This is a genomic window from Ralstonia nicotianae, from assembly GCF_018243235.1.
GTDB lineage: Bacteria > Pseudomonadota > Gammaproteobacteria > Burkholderiales > Burkholderiaceae > Ralstonia > Ralstonia nicotianae.
This window is the reverse complement of record NZ_CP046674.1, coordinates 2518576-2536735: the sequence shown is the minus strand read 5'-3', so window position 1 is coordinate 2536735 and position 18160 is coordinate 2518576. Positions and strand designations below refer to the sequence as shown.

17 protein-coding genes are annotated in these 18160 nt (G+C 66.8%); 8 read left to right on the top strand and 9 right to left on the bottom strand.

Features of this window, described 5'->3' with window-relative positions; translation table 11 throughout:
* Positions 1-35 precede the first annotated feature (35 nt).
* The 3 genes from GO999_RS11520 to GO999_RS11510 are packed head-to-tail and all read right to left on the bottom strand — an operon-like array spanning position 36 to position 2724.
* The gene (locus GO999_RS11520; RefSeq protein ID WP_019717843.1) at positions 36-1211 is read right to left on the bottom strand and encodes a vWA domain-containing protein; all 1176 of its coding nucleotides are present in this window, start codon (positions 1209-1211) and stop codon (positions 36-38) included.
* An 18-nt stretch (positions 1212-1229) separates the two neighbouring features.
* On the bottom strand, positions 1230-1838 hold the full coding sequence (locus GO999_RS11515; RefSeq protein WP_011000949.1) for a GNAT family N-acetyltransferase: 609 nt from the start codon (positions 1836-1838) through the stop codon (positions 1230-1232).
* A 13-nt stretch (positions 1839-1851) separates the two neighbouring features.
* Positions 1852-2724 carry an AAA family ATPase gene (locus GO999_RS11510; RefSeq protein ID WP_011000950.1) on the bottom strand — a complete coding sequence of 291 codons (873 nt, stop codon included), beginning with the start codon at positions 2722-2724 and terminating at the stop codon, positions 1852-1854.
* A gap of 279 nt (positions 2725-3003) precedes the next feature.
* Between GO999_RS11510 and GO999_RS11505 the strand changes: the two genes are divergently transcribed.
* Both GO999_RS11505 and GO999_RS11500 read left to right on the top strand, forming a co-directional pair.
* Positions 3004-3351 carry a c-type cytochrome gene (locus GO999_RS11505; RefSeq protein ID WP_011000951.1) on the top strand — a complete coding sequence of 116 codons (348 nt, stop codon included), beginning with the start codon at positions 3004-3006 and terminating at the stop codon, positions 3349-3351.
* 11 nt (positions 3352-3362) lie between these two features.
* On the top strand, positions 3363-3749 hold the full coding sequence (locus tag GO999_RS11500) for a c-type cytochrome (protein ID WP_016723293.1): 387 nt from the start codon (positions 3363-3365) through the stop codon (positions 3747-3749).
* A gap of 70 nt (positions 3750-3819) precedes the next feature.
* Here GO999_RS11500 and GO999_RS11495 read toward each other — a convergent pair whose 3' ends face one another.
* Positions 3820-4254 (bottom strand): DUF1841 family protein, encoded by a 435-nt coding sequence (locus GO999_RS11495; RefSeq protein ID WP_020748741.1) that lies wholly within the window; start codon positions 4252-4254, stop codon positions 3820-3822.
* A 104-nt stretch (positions 4255-4358) separates the two neighbouring features.
* On the opposite strand from GO999_RS11495, the gene GO999_RS11490 reads away from it, so the two are divergent.
* Positions 4359-5297, top strand: a complete 939-nt coding sequence (locus GO999_RS11490; protein ID WP_165591487.1) for a DMT family transporter — start codon at positions 4359-4361, stop codon at positions 5295-5297.
* A 63-nt stretch (positions 5298-5360) separates the two neighbouring features.
* Here GO999_RS11490 and GO999_RS11485 read toward each other — a convergent pair whose 3' ends face one another.
* Complete coding sequence (locus tag GO999_RS11485; RefSeq protein WP_211906234.1) at positions 5361-7136, bottom strand: S10 family peptidase; 1776 nt, start codon at positions 7134-7136, stop codon at positions 5361-5363.
* 48 nt (positions 7137-7184) lie between these two features.
* Between GO999_RS11485 and GO999_RS11480 the strand changes: the two genes are divergently transcribed.
* Positions 7185-7433 carry a hypothetical protein gene (locus GO999_RS11480; protein WP_127591901.1) on the top strand — a complete coding sequence of 83 codons (249 nt, stop codon included), beginning with the start codon at positions 7185-7187 and terminating at the stop codon, positions 7431-7433.
* A gap of 337 nt (positions 7434-7770) precedes the next feature.
* Positions 7771-8358, top strand: coding sequence for a malonic semialdehyde reductase (locus GO999_RS11475; protein WP_019717847.1), 588 nt, complete (start codon positions 7771-7773; stop codon positions 8356-8358).
* Positions 8359-8415: 57 nt separating this feature from the next.
* Here GO999_RS11475 and nth read toward each other — a convergent pair whose 3' ends face one another.
* Together nth and rsxB are read right to left on the bottom strand one after the other, a co-directional pair.
* Complete coding sequence (gene nth, locus GO999_RS11470) at positions 8416-9060, bottom strand: endonuclease III (protein WP_011000957.1); 645 nt, start codon at positions 9058-9060, stop codon at positions 8416-8418.
* 28 nt (positions 9061-9088) lie between these two features.
* A complete protein-coding gene (gene rsxB / locus GO999_RS11465) occupies positions 9089-9895 on the bottom strand; it encodes an electron transport complex subunit RsxB (RefSeq protein ID WP_211906233.1) in 807 nt (268 codons plus the stop codon).
* Positions 9896-10034: 139 nt separating this feature from the next.
* Between rsxB and GO999_RS11460 the strand changes: the two genes are divergently transcribed.
* A complete protein-coding gene (locus tag GO999_RS11460; RefSeq protein ID WP_071014836.1) occupies positions 10035-10739 on the top strand; it encodes a TetR/AcrR family transcriptional regulator in 705 nt (234 codons plus the stop codon).
* Positions 10740-10805: 66 nt separating this feature from the next.
* Here GO999_RS11460 and GO999_RS11455 read toward each other — a convergent pair whose 3' ends face one another.
* Entirely contained in the window at positions 10806-12074 is a 1269-nt protein-coding gene (locus tag GO999_RS11455) for a polyhydroxyalkanoate depolymerase (RefSeq protein WP_011000960.1), read from the bottom strand.
* Positions 12075-12288: 214 nt separating this feature from the next.
* Positions 12289-13485 carry an amino acid aminotransferase gene (locus GO999_RS11450; protein WP_011000962.1) on the bottom strand — a complete coding sequence of 399 codons (1197 nt, stop codon included), beginning with the start codon at positions 13483-13485 and terminating at the stop codon, positions 12289-12291.
* Between the two features lie 316 nt (positions 13486-13801).
* Between GO999_RS11450 and uvrB the strand changes: the two genes are divergently transcribed.
* The gene (uvrB, locus tag GO999_RS11445) at positions 13802-15892 is read left to right on the top strand and encodes an excinuclease ABC subunit UvrB (protein WP_011000963.1); all 2091 of its coding nucleotides are present in this window, start codon (positions 13802-13804) and stop codon (positions 15890-15892) included.
* Positions 15893-16050: 158 nt separating this feature from the next.
* On the top strand, positions 16051-18141 hold the full coding sequence (locus tag GO999_RS11440; protein WP_111374571.1) for a site-specific recombinase: 2091 nt from the start codon (positions 16051-16053) through the stop codon (positions 18139-18141).
* Positions 18142-18160: the final 19 nt, after the last annotated feature.

Here is an 18160-nt window from a genome sequence, read left to right as displayed (position 1 = left end):
GGGCGTTTTGCCGAGCGGAGCAGGGCGGGCCGGCGCTACTTGGACAGCAGCCGCATCGCCGCCTCCAGCCCGGCGATGGTGACGGGATACATCCGCGTCTTCATGATCTGGTTGATGACCGAGACCGACTGCCGGTACTGCCACAGCCCTTCCGGCTCGGGGTTGAGCCACGCGAACCTGGGGAACTGCTCGATCAGCCGCTGCAGCCAGACGGCGCCGGCTTCGGGATTGTTGTATTCGACCGAGCCGCCCGCCTGCAGGATCTCGTACGGGCTCATGGTCGCGTCGCCGACGAAGATCAGCTTGTAGTCGGGCGGATACTTGCGGATCACGTCCCAGGTGGAGAAGCGCTCCGCGTGGCGGCGCCGGTTGTTCTTCCACAGCCATTCGTAGACGCAGTTGTGGAAGTAGTAGTACTCGAGGTGCTTGAACTCGGTCTTGGCCGCGGAAAACAGCTCTTCCACGCGCTTGATGTGGTCGTCCATCGAGCCGCCCACGTCCATCAGCATCAGCACCTTGACGTTGTTGTGCCGCTCGGGGCGCATCTTGATGTCGAGCAGGCCGGCGTTGGCGGCGGTGGCGTGGATGGTGTCGTCCAGGTCCAGCTCCACGTCGGCGCCGTCGCGGGCGAACTTGCGCAGGCGGCGCAGCGCGACCTTGATGTTGCGGGTGCCGAGCTCCACCGTGTCGTCGTAGTCGCGGTAGGCGCGCGCTTCCCACACCTTGACGGCGGTGCGGTTGCCCTTGGACGGCCCGCCGATGCGGATGCCCTCCGGGTTGTAGCCGCCGTGCCCGAACGGCGAGGTGCCGCCCGTGCCGATCCACTTGCTGCCGCCCTCATGGCGCTCGTGCTGCTCGGACAGCAGTTCCCTGAGCCGCTCCATCAGCTTGTCGATGCCGCCCATGGCTTCGACCTGCGCCTTCTCTTCGGGCGTCAGTTCGCGCTCGAGCTGCTTGGCCAGCCAGTCGAGCGGAATCTCGGCGCGCCAGTCGAGCGCGTCTGCTACGCCCTTGAAGTAGGCGCCGAAGGCCTGGTCGAACTTGTCGTAGTGCTTCTCGTCCTTCACCAGCGTCGTGCGCGCCAGGAAGTAGAACTGGTCCAGCGAGGGGGCGATGACCTGCCGCTTGAGCCCTTCGAGCAGCGTCAGGTATTCCTTGACGGAGACCGGCAGCCTGGCGTGCCGCAGCGTGAAGAAGAAGTCGATCAGCATGGCGGTCTCCCGGCGCGCTCAGTCGCGCGGCTGCTCCAGCTTGTACTGCAGATGCCGCTTCACGGTCAGCCACTCGGATTCGATGATCGAGAACACCACGGTGTCGCGGTAGCTGCCGTCCGGCATGCGCTGATGGTTGCGCAGCACGCCGTCCTGCTTGGCGCCCAGGCGGGCGATGGCCTCGCGGCTCTGGTGGTTCATCCAGTGCGTGCGGAATTCCACTGCGATGCAGCCCAGCGTCTCGAACGCATGCGTGAGCAGCAGCAGCTTGCATTCCGTGTTGACGGCGGTGCGCTGCACCGATTTCGCGTACCACGTGTGGCCGATCTCCAGCCGCCTGTTGGCCGCGTCCACGTTGAAGAAGCGGGTGGAGCCGACCACGCGGCCAGGCTGCCCGTGGCGGATGTCGCGGACCACGAATGGCATGGCGCCCAGCCGCTCGCGCATGTCGAGCGCGGTGTCGAGCCAGGCGGGTGTCGTCTCCGGCGAGGGCACCGAGGTGTACCACAGCTGCCACAGCGCGCCGTCGGCCGCGGCGGCGCGCACGTCGGCTTCGTGCTCGCGGCCCAGCGGCTCCAGCCACGCGTGCCGGCCGGACAGGGTGACGGGTTCGATGAAGCGCGTCATGTTCCGGGTGTCCTCAGCGGTTGGCGCGGTTCATGAACACCAGGCGCTCGAACAGGTGCACGTCCTGCTCGTTCTTGAGCAGGGCGCCGTGCAGCGGCGGAATGGCGGCGTTCCGATCCTGGCTGCGCAGCGTATCGGGCGGGATGTCTTCGGCCAGCAGCAGCTTGAGCCAGTCGATCAGCTCGGAGGTGGAGGGCTTCTTCTTGAGCCCCGGCAGGTTGCGCATCTCGTAGAAGGCGTCCAGCGCGGCCTTCACCAGCGTCGGCTTGATGCCGGGGTAGTGCACGTCGACGATTCGCTGCATCGTCTCGGCATCGGGAAACCGGATGTAGTGGAAGAAGCAGCGGCGCAGGAAGGCATCGGGCAGCTCCTTCTCGTTGTTCGACGTGATGATGACCAGCGGCCGGTGCCGCGCGCGGATGGTCTCGCGCGTCTCGTACACGTAGAACTCCATGCGGTCGAGCTCGCGCAGCAGGTCGTTGGGGAATTCGATGTCGGCCTTGTCGATCTCGTCGATCAGCAGCACCGTCTGCTGCGCGGCCTCGAACGCTTGCCACAGCACACCCTTGACGATGTAGTTGCGGATGTCGTGGACGCGGCCGTCGCCCAGCTGCGAATCGCGCAGCCGCGACACGGCATCGTATTCGTAGAGGCCCTGCTGCGCCTTGGTGGTCGATTTGACGTGCCATTGCAGCAGCGGCATGCCGAGCGCGGCGGCCACCTCCTCGGCCAGCATGGTCTTGCCCGTGCCCGGCTCGCCCTTGATCAGCAGCGGGCGCTGCAGCGTCATCGCCGCGTTGACGGCGAGCTTGAGATCGTCGGTGGCGACGTACTGGTCGGAGCCTTCGAAGCGCGCGGGCCGGGCGGACGTCTGGGTCGGGTTCATCGAGCAATCCTACTGGGCGGTAAATGGATGCGGAGACGGCCAGTATAAGAGAGTTTGGCGGTCTGACGCGGGGGCTTTTCCCGGCGCCGGGTCAGGGGGGACCTGACTGGACTGGCAAAAAAACGGTGCGGTACAATGCGCCGGTTTGACGCACCACGAACGACCGTCTTCTGACAAGCAGCCGTTGCCAGCAAGCCGGTGAAGGCGCCCTAGAGAGACAGCCACCCGAGGGTAGGGCAGGCAGGGCGAGCAGGATTCCGAACTCCACGCTAGAGAACGATGAAAAAGATCCTCACGATGGTGGCATTGGGCGCGTTGGCCGCGTCGGCATCTGCTGCCGATATCCAGGGCAATGCGCAGGCGGGCGCCGGCAAGGTGGCCATGTGCATCGGCTGTCATGCGATTCCGGACTACCGGGCGTCGTATCCCGAGGTGTATCGCGTGCCCTACCTGGGCGGACAGAACGCCAAATACATCGAAAGCGCCCTCAACGCCTACAAGAAGGGCGAGCGCAAGCACCCGACCATGCGCGGCATCGCAGGCTCGCTGAGCGACCAGGACATCGCCGATCTGGCGGCCTACTACTCGCAGCAGACCGCCGCCACGCCCAACAACCCCCGGAAGTGACGAGGACGAACATGACGAAGATCTCGCTCGGTTTGGGCGCGTTGGTGCTGGGCGTCGCCGTTTCCGCGCAGGCCGCCGACCTGCAGAAGGGCAAGCAGCTGGTGGACAAGGGCGGCTGCGTGACCTGCCACGGCCCGGGCCTGAATGCCCCGATCTCGCCGGACTATCCCAAGCTGGCCGGCCAGCACGGCGACTACCTCTACCATGCGCTGCGGGCGTACCAGACCTCCGGCAACCCGCTGGTGGGCCGCAACAACGCCATCATGGCTGGTCAGGTGAACGCCAACGCCGCCATGATCGGTGAGAACGGCAAGCCGCGACCCTTCACCTCGGCGGAGCTGCAGGACATCGCCGCGTATATCGAATCGCTGCCCGGCTCGCTGGTGTTGAAGAAGTGAGCTGCGGGGTGCCCATCAAAGAAAACCGCTCTCCGGAGCGGTTTTTTGTTGGGCGATGGGTAAGCGGGTATCAGCGGGCCGTGGCGCGCTTGCGCACGCATTCGATATAGGCTTCGCCGTCCGGCGGCAGGCCGGTGCGCTGGGCCGTCCACAGCATCTGGCCCAGGCATTCCATCACCTGGTGCTGCGCCTCGTGCGGCGAATCGAGCCGCTGCGCCAGCGCTTCGTAGGCGGCACGGATGCCGCGCGGCTGGTCGACCGACACCTGCTCGCTGATCGACAGGTGCATCGACAGATGCAGGAACGGGTTGCTCTGGCCGCTCTCGGGCGTGTAGTCGCGGGCCAGGGCGTCCTCGCTGGCTTCCAACGTGGCGTGGTATTCGGGATGCAGTTGCATCCAGTCGACCGCCATGGCTTCTAGCGGCGTGAGCACTTCGGCCTGGCGGTGCTTGCGCCAGGCGCCGCAAAAGAACTGGCGGACTTCGTCGCGGGTGGGATTGAACATGGTGCCGCCATTGTACCGGTGCGCCCGCCAGGCAGCGCGCGGCGGCACCGACGCTACAATGGCCGCCTCGCCCGCCAAGACGGCGTCCGCACGCCGCGTGCCTCATGAGACCGTCCACCGCCGCCGCCAGCCTGTCCGCTCGCGCCGCCGACAAGCTGCTCGGCGTGCTGCTGATCGCCGTTTCCGCGGCTTCGTTCGGCGCGATGGCGATCTTCACCCACTATGCCTATGCCTCCGGCGCCGACACGGTCGGCCTGCTGGCGGTGCGCTTCAGCCTGGCGGCACTCGCGCTGACGGCGGTGATGCGCGTGCGGCGCATCGGCCTCCCGCCGTGGCCGCGGGTGGCGGGGCTGGCGGCGATGGGCGGTATCGGCTACGCCGGTCAGTCGTTTGCGTTCTTCACCGCGCTGCACTACGCGCCGGCCAGCCTGGTGGCGCTGCTGCTGTACCTGTATCCGATGTTCGTGACGGTGCTGGCCGCCGTGTTCCTGCACGAGCGGCTGACGCCCGCCGCGCTGCTGGCGCTGGTGCTGTGTTCGGTGGGCGCGGGCCTGACCGTGGGCGGCGCGGGCCTGGCGGGCGGCAGCGCAACCGGCGTGATGCTGGGCGTGGCGGCGGCGGTCATCTACTCGGTCTACATCACGGTGGGCGCGCGCGTGACGCGCGGCGTCGATCCGATTGCGTGCACCACCCTCATCTGCACAGCGGCGGCGGCGGTCTACGCGGGCGCGGCGGTGGCCGGCGTGCCCGCGCGGTTTCCCGGCAGCGTTGCCGGCTGGGCCGCGGCGCTGGCGATCGCGGGGCTGTCGACGGTGATCGCCATCCTCGCGTTCTTTGCGGGCTTGCAGCGGCTGGGGGCGGCGCAGGCGTCGATGCTGTCGACGCTGGAGCCGGTCGTGACCGTGGCGCTGGCCGCGCTGCTGCTGGGCGAATCGATCGGCGCCGCGCAGATGGCCGGCGGGGCGCTGATCCTGGCCGGCGTGCTGTGGCTCACCCGCGCCGATGCACGTCCCGGCGGGCACCGGCCCGACGACATGGCGTAAAGAAAACGGCCCGGCGCGAACCGGGCCGTTGCATCGCGAAACGCGTTGTCGGAGGGCGCAGCGTTACGGCTTCGGTCCGCCCGGCGGCCGCTGCAGGCTCTGCACCCGCATCAGGGCCGGCCGATTGGCCATCACGCCATCGTAGAACGTCGCCAGGTCGCCCTTCATCGCCGTGCGCGACGGATTGTCGAGATAGATCATGTGTCCCGACGGGTAGCGCTTGGTGATGAGGTTGGTCTTCAGCAGGCCGGCGTCGAGCGGCATGGATTCCAGCGTCAGCTCGGTCTGGAAGAACGGCGTCACCGCGTCGAAGTAGCCGCTGGCCGACAGCACCTTCAGGTCGGGGTTCAGCGTCATCGTGGCGGCCAGGTCGCCGGCGGTGTAGAGCGCGCTGCCGCCGCCCTTGGCTGCGCCGGTCGGGTCGGTGTGGCTGAAGTCCCAGTTGCTGAATACCTGATCGTTGAGGTCCACGAACGACGAGGTCGATGTGTACTTCAGCGTGGTGTTCAGGTAGTCGTTCCACTCGACCGTGTACACGCCCGCCACGTTGGTGATCGACGGATCGTTGCTGCCCGAGTTCGGCAGGATGAACGGACCGATGCCGGTATTGATCGACGTCGCGCGGCCGTCATACTGGCCGACCGCGATGCCGGGCACCAGCGTGCCGAAGAAATCGCCGAATGCCACCGGGTTGCCGTACTGCTGGATCAGCGAGATGGCATCCATGCCGATGTACTGCTGCATCTGCTGCGCCACCGGAATGCTCATGTTGAGCCGCGTGTTGACGAAGCCGCTGTCCTGCGGGTTGGGCGCCTGCTCGAGCGGGATCAGGGTGTTCCGCGCGTACTGCGTCACCGTGGTCATGTACGACTCGAGATCGGTCGGTGCTGGCGTGACGGAGGTCTTCTTGTGGTAGAAGGCATCGGCCGCCAGCGTCGGGAACAGGCCCACGGCACCGAGCGCGTTCGCGTAGTCCAGGGCCGACGACTGCAGCGTGATGCCATTGAGCTCGATGCCGTCCTCATGCAGCACCCATGACAGGACCGCGCTGCGCGCCGTGCCGTACGATTCGCCGAACAGGAACTTCGGCGAATTCCAGCGGCTGTACTTGGTCAGGTAGCGCTGGATGAAGCGGTCGATCGAGCGGGCATCCTGGTCGACGCCCCAGAAATCCTTGTTCTTGGCCGGGGCGATGGCCGCCGAGTAGCCGGTGCCGACCGGATTGATGAAGACGAGGTCGGAGCGGTCGAGCAGGCTGTCCGGGTTGTCGAGCAACCGGTACGGTGCCGGTGGAGTGAAGTCGGGGAAGGACGACTGGATCCGCTTCGGTCCGAACGAGCCCAGCAACAGGAAGACCGACGACGAGCCGGGACCGCCGTTGTAGAAGAACGTGACCGGACGCGGCTTGCTCGGGTCCGGGTTGTCCCGCGTATAGGCCACGTAGAACATCTTGGCATTGGGTAGCGACGTGAGCGCATCGATCGTCGTCAGGTGCCCGGCGGTGGCTGTGTAGGCGATGCTCTGGCCGTTGATCGTCACCTTGTGGTGGGTGATGGCGGCGGTCTCGGCGGTGTCGCTGGCCGGCAGGGCGTCGTTGGGGGCGCTGCCGTAGACGGTCGTGTCCACCAGCGGGCTGTCCTGCTGCGCCGCAGTGGTGGGCTGGGTGCTGACGCTGCTGCCCGCGTTCGACGCCACGCCGTCCGTGCTGGTGGTCGACGCGTCGCTCCCGCCGCCGCAACCTGCCAGCAGTGCCACCGACAGCGCCGCCGCAGCGAGCGATGCGGTGGCGGTCCGGGACAGTCCTGCAAAATCGCCGGTCGATACTCTGGATGTTTTCATGACAATGAAGGCCCTTCTTCAAGGTGATGAACGCCATCGCCTAAAACAATGGGTTTTAAGCGAGGCTCCTTATCCGATTCGCGTTTTGTAATTTACGGCGTGCGCGAATCGAACGTTTCTGATTTCCCGCTGGCGGCGGGTGAATTAATACAAAATGGGTTGGAAAGGCAAAAGCATCTCCCGGAAACGCAAGGTTTCCAATTTAAAGGCGGATCGGTGGTCGGGTGGCCGGTGCTGGCCTTTTCTCAAAGACGGTGCGGCAATGCTTTGCGTCCAGGCGTGTCGCTGCGCTTTTAAATCGGGCACGCGTGGCGCGCGGATCGGCCGGCCGATGAGTCAATGTCGGAAAAAGTAGTTCGTAAGGACGCCGATGTAAAGGGCGCTTTTTGACGTCAGCGATCAAGTCGATTAAAAGACCGGAAAAAATGCCCGCTGCGATCGAGGCAGCTGAATATCGCGCTTTTTCTCGGGGTGTCCTTGCGACGCGGCCGGGTGTTGACGCAGGCAGGCGATATGACGATGGCGGTGTCGGCCCCGCGCAGCTGAGCGGCGGGCGTCGCCGATGTGTTCCAACAGTCACGGTGCGCCGCCATTACAATGCGCACTGTTCCTTTTCTTTCCGGAGTCTTCTGCAATGCCCACGCTCGAACCGTCCGTGCTCGACCAACTGTTCCATGAAGCCCGCACCCACAACGTGTGGCTGGACAATCCGGTCGACGACGAACTGCTGCATACGCTGTACGACACCGTCAAGTACGGCCCGACCGCCGCCAACAGCACGCCGGCCCGCTTCGTCTTCGTCAAGAGCGCTGCTGCCAAGGAACAACTGGTCCCGTGCATGTCGGCCGGCAACCAGGAGAAGACGCGGCAGGCGCCCGTCACCGTGATCGTCGCGTACGACACCCAGTTTCACGAGCAGCTGCCCAAACTGTTCCCGCACGTCGACGCACGTTCGTGGTACGCCGGCGACCAGGCCAGGATCAATGCCGCCGCGCTGATGAACAGCTCGCTGCAGGGCGGCTACCTGGTGATCGCGGCGCGCGCGCTGGGACTCGACTGCGGGCCGATGGGCGGCTTCGATGCCGACAAGGTGAACGCCAACTTCTTCCCCGACGGCCAGTGGAAGGTCAACTTCATCTGCAACCTCGGCTATGGCGATACCAGCAAGGTGCATCCGCGCAATCCGCGCCTGACGTTCGAAGAGGCCTGCCGGGTGCTCTGACCGGCAGGCAACACGCAGAAGCAGACGTGCAGCGGGGGACCCTGGGTCCCCCGTTTTTCATTCTTTCGGCGCCGGCGTCTTCGGCCTGAACTCGCATAGCGGCTCGATCGCGCAGTGCCAGCATTCGGGCTTGCGCGCCCTGCACACGTAGCGCCCGTGCAGGATCAGCCAGTGGTGCGCATCCTGGCGGAACTCCTCCGGTACCACCTTCAGCAGCTTCAGCTCGACTTCCAGGACGTTCTTGCCCGGCGCCAGCCCGGTGCGGTTGGCGACGCGGAAGATGTGCGTGTCGACCGCAATGGTCGGCTCGCCGAAGGCCGTGTTCAGCACCACGTTGGCGGTCTTGCGGCCCACGCCCGGTAAGGCTTCCAGCGCGGCGCGGTCGCGCGGGACCTGGCCGCCGTACTGGTCGAGCAGGATGCGGCAGGTCTGCAGGATGTGCTTGCACTTGGTGCGGTACAGGCCGATGGTCTTGATGTAGGCGGTCAGGCCTTCCTCGCCCAGCGCCAGCATCTTGGCCGGCGTATCGGCCACCGGAAACAGCTTGCGCGTGGCCTTGTTCACGCCCACGTCGGTCGCCTGGGCCGACAGCAGCACGGCGATCAGCAGTTCGAACGGCGTGGTGTATTCCAGCTCGGTGGTCGGTGTCGGGTTGTGTTCGCGGAGCGTTTCGAAGAGGGCGCGGCGCTTGGCTGGGTTCATCGAGGGACGATCGTGGGGAGAGGGGAGGTCAGGGCTTGTCCGAGGGCGGCTTGCTGAGGTCGGCGATGCGCTTGCGGCGCGCCTCGGCCTCGTCGATCTGGGCCTGCACATCGGCCGGGACGTTGGTGACGTTGCGCGGACCTTGCCCGCGCGCGGCCATCTCCGCCTGCTTCTGGCGGGCGCGCTCGATGGCGGCCTGGATGATCGCCTGCTTGCGGGCCTGGGCGGCGCGCTCGGCCTCGTCGGCGGGCTGCTCGGCGCTGACGGCGGCCAGCTTGGCGGCGGCCTTCTCGGCCAGGCGCGCTTCGTTCTCGGCCTTCTCGCGGGCCAGGCGTGCGTTGCGGAAGGTGTAGCGCTCGCGCGCCTTGTCGGCCTGCGCCTGGTTCCAGGCGTTCCAGCCGGTGCGCTCGCCGGTCGCGGGCACCATGTCGATGCAGTCGACCGGGCAGGGCGCGACGCAGAGGTCGCAGCCGGTGCACCAGTCCTCCAGGACCACGTGCATCGCCTTGGGCGCGCCCACGATGGCATCGACAGGGCAGGCCTGGATGCACAGCGTGCAGCCGATGCAGCGCTCCGGATCGATGAGCGCCAGGGCGCGCGGCTGCTCGACGCCGTGCGCAGAGTCCAGCGCGAGCAGCGGGCCGGTGCGCCCGAGCGCCTCGGACAGGCGCCGGATGCCTTCCGCGCCGCCCGGCGGGCAGCGGTTGGGCAGCGCTTCGCCGCGCGCCATGGCTTCGGCGTAGGGGCGGCAGCCGTTGTAGCCGCACTTGGTGCATTGCGTCTGCGGCAGCAGGTCTTCGAGCCGGTCGGCCAGGGACGGGGCCAAGGAAACCACGATGGGACAAGTCGTTGGAATAGCAGGTCATTATCGCCGATTTGACGCGCGTGCAAGGCGTGCATGTCCCGACCGGCCCGCCGGCGAAGTCGGTTCGGGCGTGTGACATAATCAATCGGTTCCAACGGATCGCCGTGCCATGCCGTCTTCTCCCGCCGTGCCGCTCACAGACGTCGATTCGCCCGCCGATGCCGTCCAGGGCGATACCGGCACACCGCGCGCACGTCGCGATCCGGCCGGTACGCGCCGCCGCATCCTGGCGGCCGCCACCGAGGAGTTCTCGCGCGGCGGTTTCGCCGGGGCCCGGGTCGATGCCATCGCCCGCAGGGCCGAGATCAACGAGCGCATGCTGTACTACTACTACGGCAGCAAGGAAAAGCTCTTCCTGGCGGTGCTCGAGCACATGTACTTCCGCTTCAAGGAGGCCGAGGAGCGCGTGCAGATCGAGGCGGCCGATCCGCGCGAGGCCGTGATCCAGCTGGCCCGCTTCGTCTGGGACTTCTATTACGAGAATCCCGAGTTCATCCGCCTGCTCAACAGCGAGAATCTGCACGAGGCGCGGCACCTGAAGGCGTCGCCGCACCTGGGCCAACTGGTCAATCCGATCATCGAGGTGCTGCGCGGGGTGGTCGAGCGCGGTCAGCGCGCCGATCTGTTCCGCGAGGATGTCGACGTGTCGCGGCTGTACCTGACGATTTCGGCGCTGGGCTACTACGTGCTGTCCAACCGCTACACGATCAGCGCGGTGGTCGGGCGCGATGTGGCCTCGGCGGAAGAGCATGAAGCTTTCGCCCAGCTGCATATCCGGATGCTGCTCGCGTATCTCGAGCATCCCAGGGTTTGAGATGGGCGCCAGCCCAAAGAAAAAGCCTCGCGATAAGCGAGGCTTTTTTTCGTGCAGGCACGGCGATCAGGCGACCGCCTTGATGCGCGTGCTGCTGTCGTAGCGGCGGATGAAGTCGCGCAGCTGCGGATACACGAACTCGCGCCAGCGCCGACCCGAGAAGATGCCGTAATGGCCGCAGTTGGACGCGGTCAGGTGCTGCTTGCGCGTCTTCGGGATGCTGCTGCACAAGTCGTGCGCCGCCTCGGTCTGGCCGCTGCCCGAGATGTCGTCCAGTTCGCCCTCGATGGTGAACAGCGCGGTGCCCTTGATGTCCTGCGGGCGCACCGGCTTGCCATCCACCACCCAGGTGCCGTTGGCCAGGTGGAATTCCTGGAACACGTCGCGGATGGTGTCCAGGTAATACTCGGCCGCCATGTCCAGCACGGCGTTGTACTCGTCGTAGAAGCGCACGTGGGCTTCGGCGTCTTCCTTGTCGCCCTCGACCAGGCTCAGGTAGTAGTCGTAATGCGACGAGACGTGGCGGTCGGGATTCATCGCCACGAAGCCGGCGTGCTGCAGGAAGCCGGGGTAGACGCGGCGGCCGTGTCCCGGATAGTTGGCCGGCACGGTGTAGATCACATTGTTCTCGAACCATGCGTGCGACTTGTTGGTCGCCAGCGAGTTGACGGCGGTCGGGCTCTTGCGGGCGTCGATCGGGCCACCCATCATCGTCATGGTCAGCGGCGTCTTCTCGCCGTCCGATGCCATCAGCGAGATGGCCGCCAGCACCGGCACGGTCGGCTGGCACACCGAGATCACATGCAGCTTGTCGGCACCGATGTGCGCGATGAATTCGCGGATGTAGGCGATGTAGTCGGACAGGTGGAAGGGGCCCGCCCCGACCGGCACCATGCGTGCGTCGAGCCAGTCCGTCACATAGACCTTGTGATCCTGCAGCAGCGTGCGCACCGTGTCGCGCAGCAGCGTCGAGTGGTGGCCGGACAGCGGCGCGCACACCAGGACGACCGGCTCGTCCTTGAGCATGCGGATGGTTTCCGCATCGTCGGCATAGCGCTTGAAGCGGACCAGGCGGCAGAACGGCTTCTCGATGATGGTCTGCTCGACGATGGGAATGTCGCGGCCGTTCGACCTGACCGAGCGGATGTTGAATTCCGGCTTCTCGTATTCCTTGCCGAGCCGGTACAGCAGTTCGTAGCCCGCGGCGTAGCGCTGCGCGCCGGGCAGCAGCGACAGCGGGCTCAGCGGATTGGTGAAGGTCTTGGCGGTCGCCTGGGCCCAGGCCGTCATCGGGCTGAGCATGGCGCGCTGGAATTCGTGAAGCTGGTAAAGCATGGCTGGACCGGTCCGTTGTGGCGAAAGACGACGCAAACGATTCTGCTGATTATGCACCTGGGTACAGCATACTGCGATGCAGCAGAAACCCTGATAAAGATTGTGACGCGGTCCACATGATGCAGCCGTGTCAGTCAGTCGATAAGCAGCAAAAAAGCGGCCGGAGCCGCTTTTTTGTCGAGTTTGCCTAGGCTGGCCAGGCAAGATGTTCCGCTCAGAGCACTTCGGCGATGGCGTTGACCACGGCGTCGATGTTGTGCGAGTTCAGCGCGGCCACGCAGATGCGGCCGGTCGACACCGCGTAGATGCCGTGCTCGTTGCGCAGGCGGTCCACCTGGGCGGCGGACAGGCCCGAATACGAGAACATGCCGCGCTGCGCCTTCACGAACGAGAAGTCGGTCTTCACGCCCTTGGCGGCCAGCTTGTCGACCAGCGCGTGGCGCATCGACTTGATGCGGTCGCGCATCTCGCCCAGTTCCTGCTCCCACATCGCGCGCAGTTCGGGGCTGGTCAGCACGCTGGCGACCACCGTGCCGCCGTGCGTCGGCGGGTTGGAGTAGTTGGTGCGGATCACGCGCTTGACCTGCGACATCACGCGGGCTGCCTCGTCCTTGCTGGTGGTGACGATCGACAGCGCGCCGACGCGCTCGCCGTACAGCGAGAACGACTTGGAGAACGAGCTCGACACGAAGAACTGCAGGCCCGATTCGGCGAACAGGCTCACGGCCAAGCCGTCCTGGGCGATGCCGTCGGCGAAGCCCTGGTAGGCCATGTCGAGGAACGGGATCAGCTGCTTGGCCTTGATGACTTCGACCACCTGCTTCCACTGCTCGGTGGTCAGGTCCACGCCGGTCGGGTTGTGGCAGCAGGCGTGCAGCACGACGATGGTGTTGGGCGCGTAGCCGTTGAGCGCTTCGAGCATGGCGGCGAAGTTCAGGCCGTGCGTCGGGGCGTCGTAGTACGGGTAGTTCACGACCGGGAAGCCGGCGGCCTCGAACAGCGCGCGGTGGTTTTCCCAGCTCGGGTCGGAGATGGCGACCTTGGCGTCCGGGTACAGGCGTTTGAGGAAATCGGCGCCGATCTTCAGTGCGCCGGTGCCGCCCAGTGCCTGGGCCGTCACCACGCGGCCTTCGGCCAGCAGCGGCGAATCGGCGCCGAACAGCAGCTTCTGCACGGCCTGGTCGTAGGCGGCGATGCCTTCGATCGGCAGGTAGCCGCGCGGCGCGGCCATGGCCAGGCGGGCCTTCTCGGCTTCCTGCACGGCGCGCAGTACCGGGATTTTTCCTTCGTCGGTGAAGTACACGCCCACGCCCAGGTTGACTTTGGTGCTGCGGGCATCGGCGTTGAAAGCTTCATTCAGCCCCAGGATGGGGTCGCGCGGGGCCAGCTCGACGGCGGAAAAAAGCGACATGATGTGTTGACGTTCGATGACGTTCGGTTGGTTCGGAATTCGGTGGGATGCAGCAGGCTGCGCACCGCAAGCGGCCGGCAGGGCTGCCGGCGCCAGATGCACGGGCGGCACAGCGCGTGATTGTACCGAATGCACGCTGCCGCCGCCCGAAAAATCCGTGCGGAACAGCGGCGAAAAATGCGTGCCGGTGCGGTACAAACGGCCGCCGGAGCGGCGCGCTACACTACACGATCGGTTGCAATCGCCGCCGCCGTCCCCATGTGTCAGGGGCGTGCGAGTCACTTCAACGACTGTCCGCGCCCACCCCCAAGCCGCCATGACCGACCTCAGCCAAGTCCCCAGCCCGTACGACGAGTCGAAGTTCGTCACATTCGACGGCTCGCCGTTCCAGCTGTATCAGCCGTATCCGCCCGCCGGCGACCAGCCCGAGGCGATCCGCCAACTGGTCGAGGGTATCGGTGACGGCCTGTCGTACCAGACGCTGCTGGGCGTGACGGGCTCGGGCAAGACCTACACGATGGCCAACGTGATCGCACAGGCGGGGCGGCCCGCGATCGTGTTCGCGCCCAACAAGACGTTGGCGGCGCAACTGTATTCGGAGTTCCGCGAGTTCTTCCCGCGCAATGCGGTCGAGTACTTCGTCTCGTACTACGACTACTACCAGCCGGAAGCGTACGTGCCGCAGCGCGACCTGTTCATCGAGAAAGACTCGTCGGTCAACGAGCATATCGAGCAGATGCGGCTGTCGGCCACCAAGAGCCTGCTGGAGCGCCGCGACGTGGTGATCGTGGCGACCGTGTCGGCCATCTACGGCATCGGCAACCCGACCGAATACCACCAGATGATCCTGACGCTGCGCACTGGCGACAAGATCAGCCAGCGCGACGTGATCGCGCGCCTGATCGCCATGCAGTACACGCGCAACGAGACGGACTTCCAGCGCGGCACCTTCCGCGTGCGCGGCGACACCGTCGACATCTTTCCCGCCGAGCACGCCGAGATGGCGGTGCGGCTGGAGCTGTTCGACGACGAGGTCGATTCGCTGCAGCTGTTCGATCCGCTCACCGGGCGCGTGCGGCAGAAGATCCTGCGCTTCACGGTGTACCCGTCGAGCCACTACGTGACGCCGCGCGAGACCGTGCTGCGCGCCATCGGGACCATCAAGGCCGAGTTGCGCGAGCGGCTGGATTTCTTCTACCAGGAGAACAAGCTGGTCGAGGCGCAGCGCCTGGAGCAGCGCACGCGCTTCGACCTGGAGATGCTGCAGGAGCTGGGCTTCTGCAAGGGCATCGAGAACTATTCGCGGCACCTGTCCGGCGCCCAGCCGGGCGAGCCGCCCCCGACCCTGGTCGACTACCTGCCGTCCGACGCGCTGATGTTCCTGGACGAGTCGCACGTGCTGATCGGCCAGCTCAACGGCATGTACAACGGCGACCGCGCGCGCAAGGAGACGCTGTCCGCGTATGGCTTCCGCCTGCCGTCCGCGCTGGACAACCGGCCGCTGAAGTTTGCCGAGTTCGAGGGCAAGATGCGGCAGGTGGTTTTCGTGTCCGCCACGCCGGCCGATTACGAGAAGCAGCGCGCCGGCGACGAGGTGGTCGAGCAGGTGGTGCGGCCCACGGGCCTGGTCGATCCGATCATCCACGTGCGGCCGGCCACCACGCAGGTGGACGACCTGCTGTCGGAGATCCACGAGCGCGTCAAGGCCGGCGAGCGCGTGCTGGTCACCACGCTCACCAAGCGCATGGCCGAGCAGCTGACCGAGTTCCTGTCGGAAAACGGCGTCAAGGTCCGCTACCTGCACTCGGACATCGACACGGTCGAGCGCGTGGAGATCATCCGCGACCTGCGGCTGGGCACCTTCGACGTGCTGGTCGGCATCAACCTGCTGCGCGAGGGGCTGGACATTCCCGAGGTGTCGCTGGTGGCCATCCTCGACGCCGACAAGGAAGGCTTCCTGCGCGCCGAGCGCTCGCTGATCCAGACCATCGGCCGCGCCGCGCGCAACGTCAACGGCACCGCCATCCTCTATGGGGATCGCATCACCGAGTCGATGAAGAAGGCCATTGGCGAGACCGAGCGGCGACGCGCCAAGCAGATCGCCCACAACGAGGCCCATGGCATCACGCCGCGCGGCGTGGTCAAGCGCATCAAGGACATCATTGACGGCGTGTACAACGTCGACGATGCGCGCGCGGAGCTGAAGGCCGCGCAGGATGCCGCCAAGTACGAAGACATGAGCGAGAAGCAGGTCGGCAAGGAAATCAAGCGTCTCGAAAAGCAGATGCTCGACCACGCCAAGAACCTGGAATTCGAGAAGGCGGCCGCGGTGCGCGACCAGTTGGCCAAGCTCAAGTCGCAGGTCTTCGGGGCCAGCGGCGAAGACCATATCGTGCCGGCGGCCTGAGCCGGCCATCCCGTTCTGCGGTGCCGCCCGCCCTTGCCCCGGCAGGGGTGGGTGCCGCCGCAGCCCACATCCATCGATGTCCCTGGCGCCGCGTCTTGCGTGCCCCGGGGCGCCGTCGCGTCCGGTCCGGCCGGCGCGGCGGCCATCAAGGGAGTCCGATGTTCGATTACTTGCTCAACCCGTGGCGCAAGTGGCGCGCTTCCCGGCATGCCAGCCACCAGCTGGATGCCATCCTCGCGCAGTTCGATCCGGCCCGCGGCCTGGCCGAGCGCAATGCATGGCTGATCGAGCTGGCCTACTGGCTGCGCCGCGCTGACCGGCCGGCCGGCGCCACCTCGGAATCGTGGCGCTATGCGCGGCTGCGCTACCTGCTGCAGGTGCTGGACAACAACCCGGCCCTGGCCGAGCGTGTGGGACGGACGCTGCGCTCGATCGTGCGGGACAACGATCCGGTATCGCTGCTGTGCGATACCGGGCTGTCGTCGCGCGCGGGCTTCTGGGGCGAGCTGGTCGATCGCCTGCAGGCGCGCGTGCTGCCGCCCGCGCCCAACCAGCCGCAGCTGGCCGCGTTGTTCACGCTGCTGTTCATCGGCGAGCACGACGCGCAATGGATCGACGATCTGGACGATGAGCTCGTGGCGCGCATCGCCGCGCTGTTCCAGGTCGGCGCGGATGACGCGGACGAGGGCGCCGGCGCGGTCGTCCGCCTGGAGCGCAGTCTGTCGGTCGGCATCGGGATCCTGGTGAGCCAGGTGCGGGCGGCGGGCCTGTCGCACGCCATCCGCACCCGCATGGACCACGCGGACGTCTCCGATTCGCCGTTCTACCGGCTGGCCGAGGTTGCCGACGCCCTCTTTCTCGCGCCGCCGGATGCGGCGCTCGCGGCGGGGCCGGAGCGCCTGGCGCAGCGCCTGAACACCTTCCGCGCGTGGCTCGACCAGTGCCGCGCCGCCACCGCCAGCGTGTACCAGCATCTCGACGAGAACGGCGTGTCGGTCGAGGTGGTGTTCCAGGTGGAGCGCATGAAGGCCTGGCTCGGCCGCATCGACCTGCTGCTGACGGCCTGGGCCGATACGCGGGCCTCGCGCCGTTTCGTGCACCTGACGGCCGAGCTGGTGTCGGCCAGCCAGCATCGCCGCAGCGTGGGCTACCTGGTGCGCGCGACCTTCGCCGACCTGGCGCGCAAGGTGGTGGAGCGCTCGGCCGAGACCGGTGAGCACTACATCACGCGCGACCGCAAGGAGTACGCCGCGATGGTCAAGGCGGCGGCCGGCGGCGGCGCGATCACGGCGGCCACGGTCTACCTCAAGTTCTTCATCACCGGCGCGCACCTGACGCGGTTCACCGAAGGGCTGTTCGCCTCGATCAACTATGCGGCCAGCTTTCTGGGCATCCACTTCGCGCACTTCACGCTGGCCACCAAGCAGCCGGCCATGACGGCGCCCGCGCTGGCGCACCGGCTCGACCAGGTCGGCCGCCCCGAGGGGCTTGCGCGCTTCGTCGACGATACCGTGGCGATGATCCGCTCCAACGCGGCGGCCATCGCCGGCAACCTGGTGGCCGTGGCGCCGGTGGCTTTCCTGGTGCAGTGGGTGGCGGGGCGGGTCTTCCATGCCGACCTGATCTCGCCGGCCAAGGCCGCGGCCACCATCGAATCCTTCTCGGTCCTCGGGCCGACGCCGCTGTATGCGGTCTTCACCGGCGTGCTGCTGTGGCTGTCCAGCTTGGCGGCGGGCTGGGCCGACAACTGGTTCGCGCTGCATCGCGTGCACGACGTGATCGCTCATCACCGGCGCCTGCGTTTCATGGTCGGCGCGCGCGGCGCGCAGCGCATCGCCGATTTCTGGAAGCGCAACCTGTCGGGCGTGGTGGCCAACGTCTCGCTCGGCTTCATGCTGGGGCTGGGGCCCGAGATCCTGTCGTTCTTCGGGCCGCACATGGAGGTGCGCCACGTGACGCTGTCCACTGGCGCGGTGGCCACCGCCGTCGGCGTGCTGGGCGCGGGCGTGATGCACACGGCCGCCTTCTGGCTGGCGGTGGCCGGCATCGCGCTGATGGGCGTGCTCAACGTGCTGGTGTCGTTTGCCCTGGCATTCAACATGGCGATGCGCTCGCGCAACCTGCGCGGCCTGGACCGCCGGCGCATCACCGGGGCGGTGTGGCGGCGCATCCTGCGCGATCCGCTGTGCCTGCTGGTGCCGCGCGCGCCGACCGAGCCGGCCCCGCCCACTGCCGGCACGCCGGCCTGAACCGCCCCCGAGGGGGGCG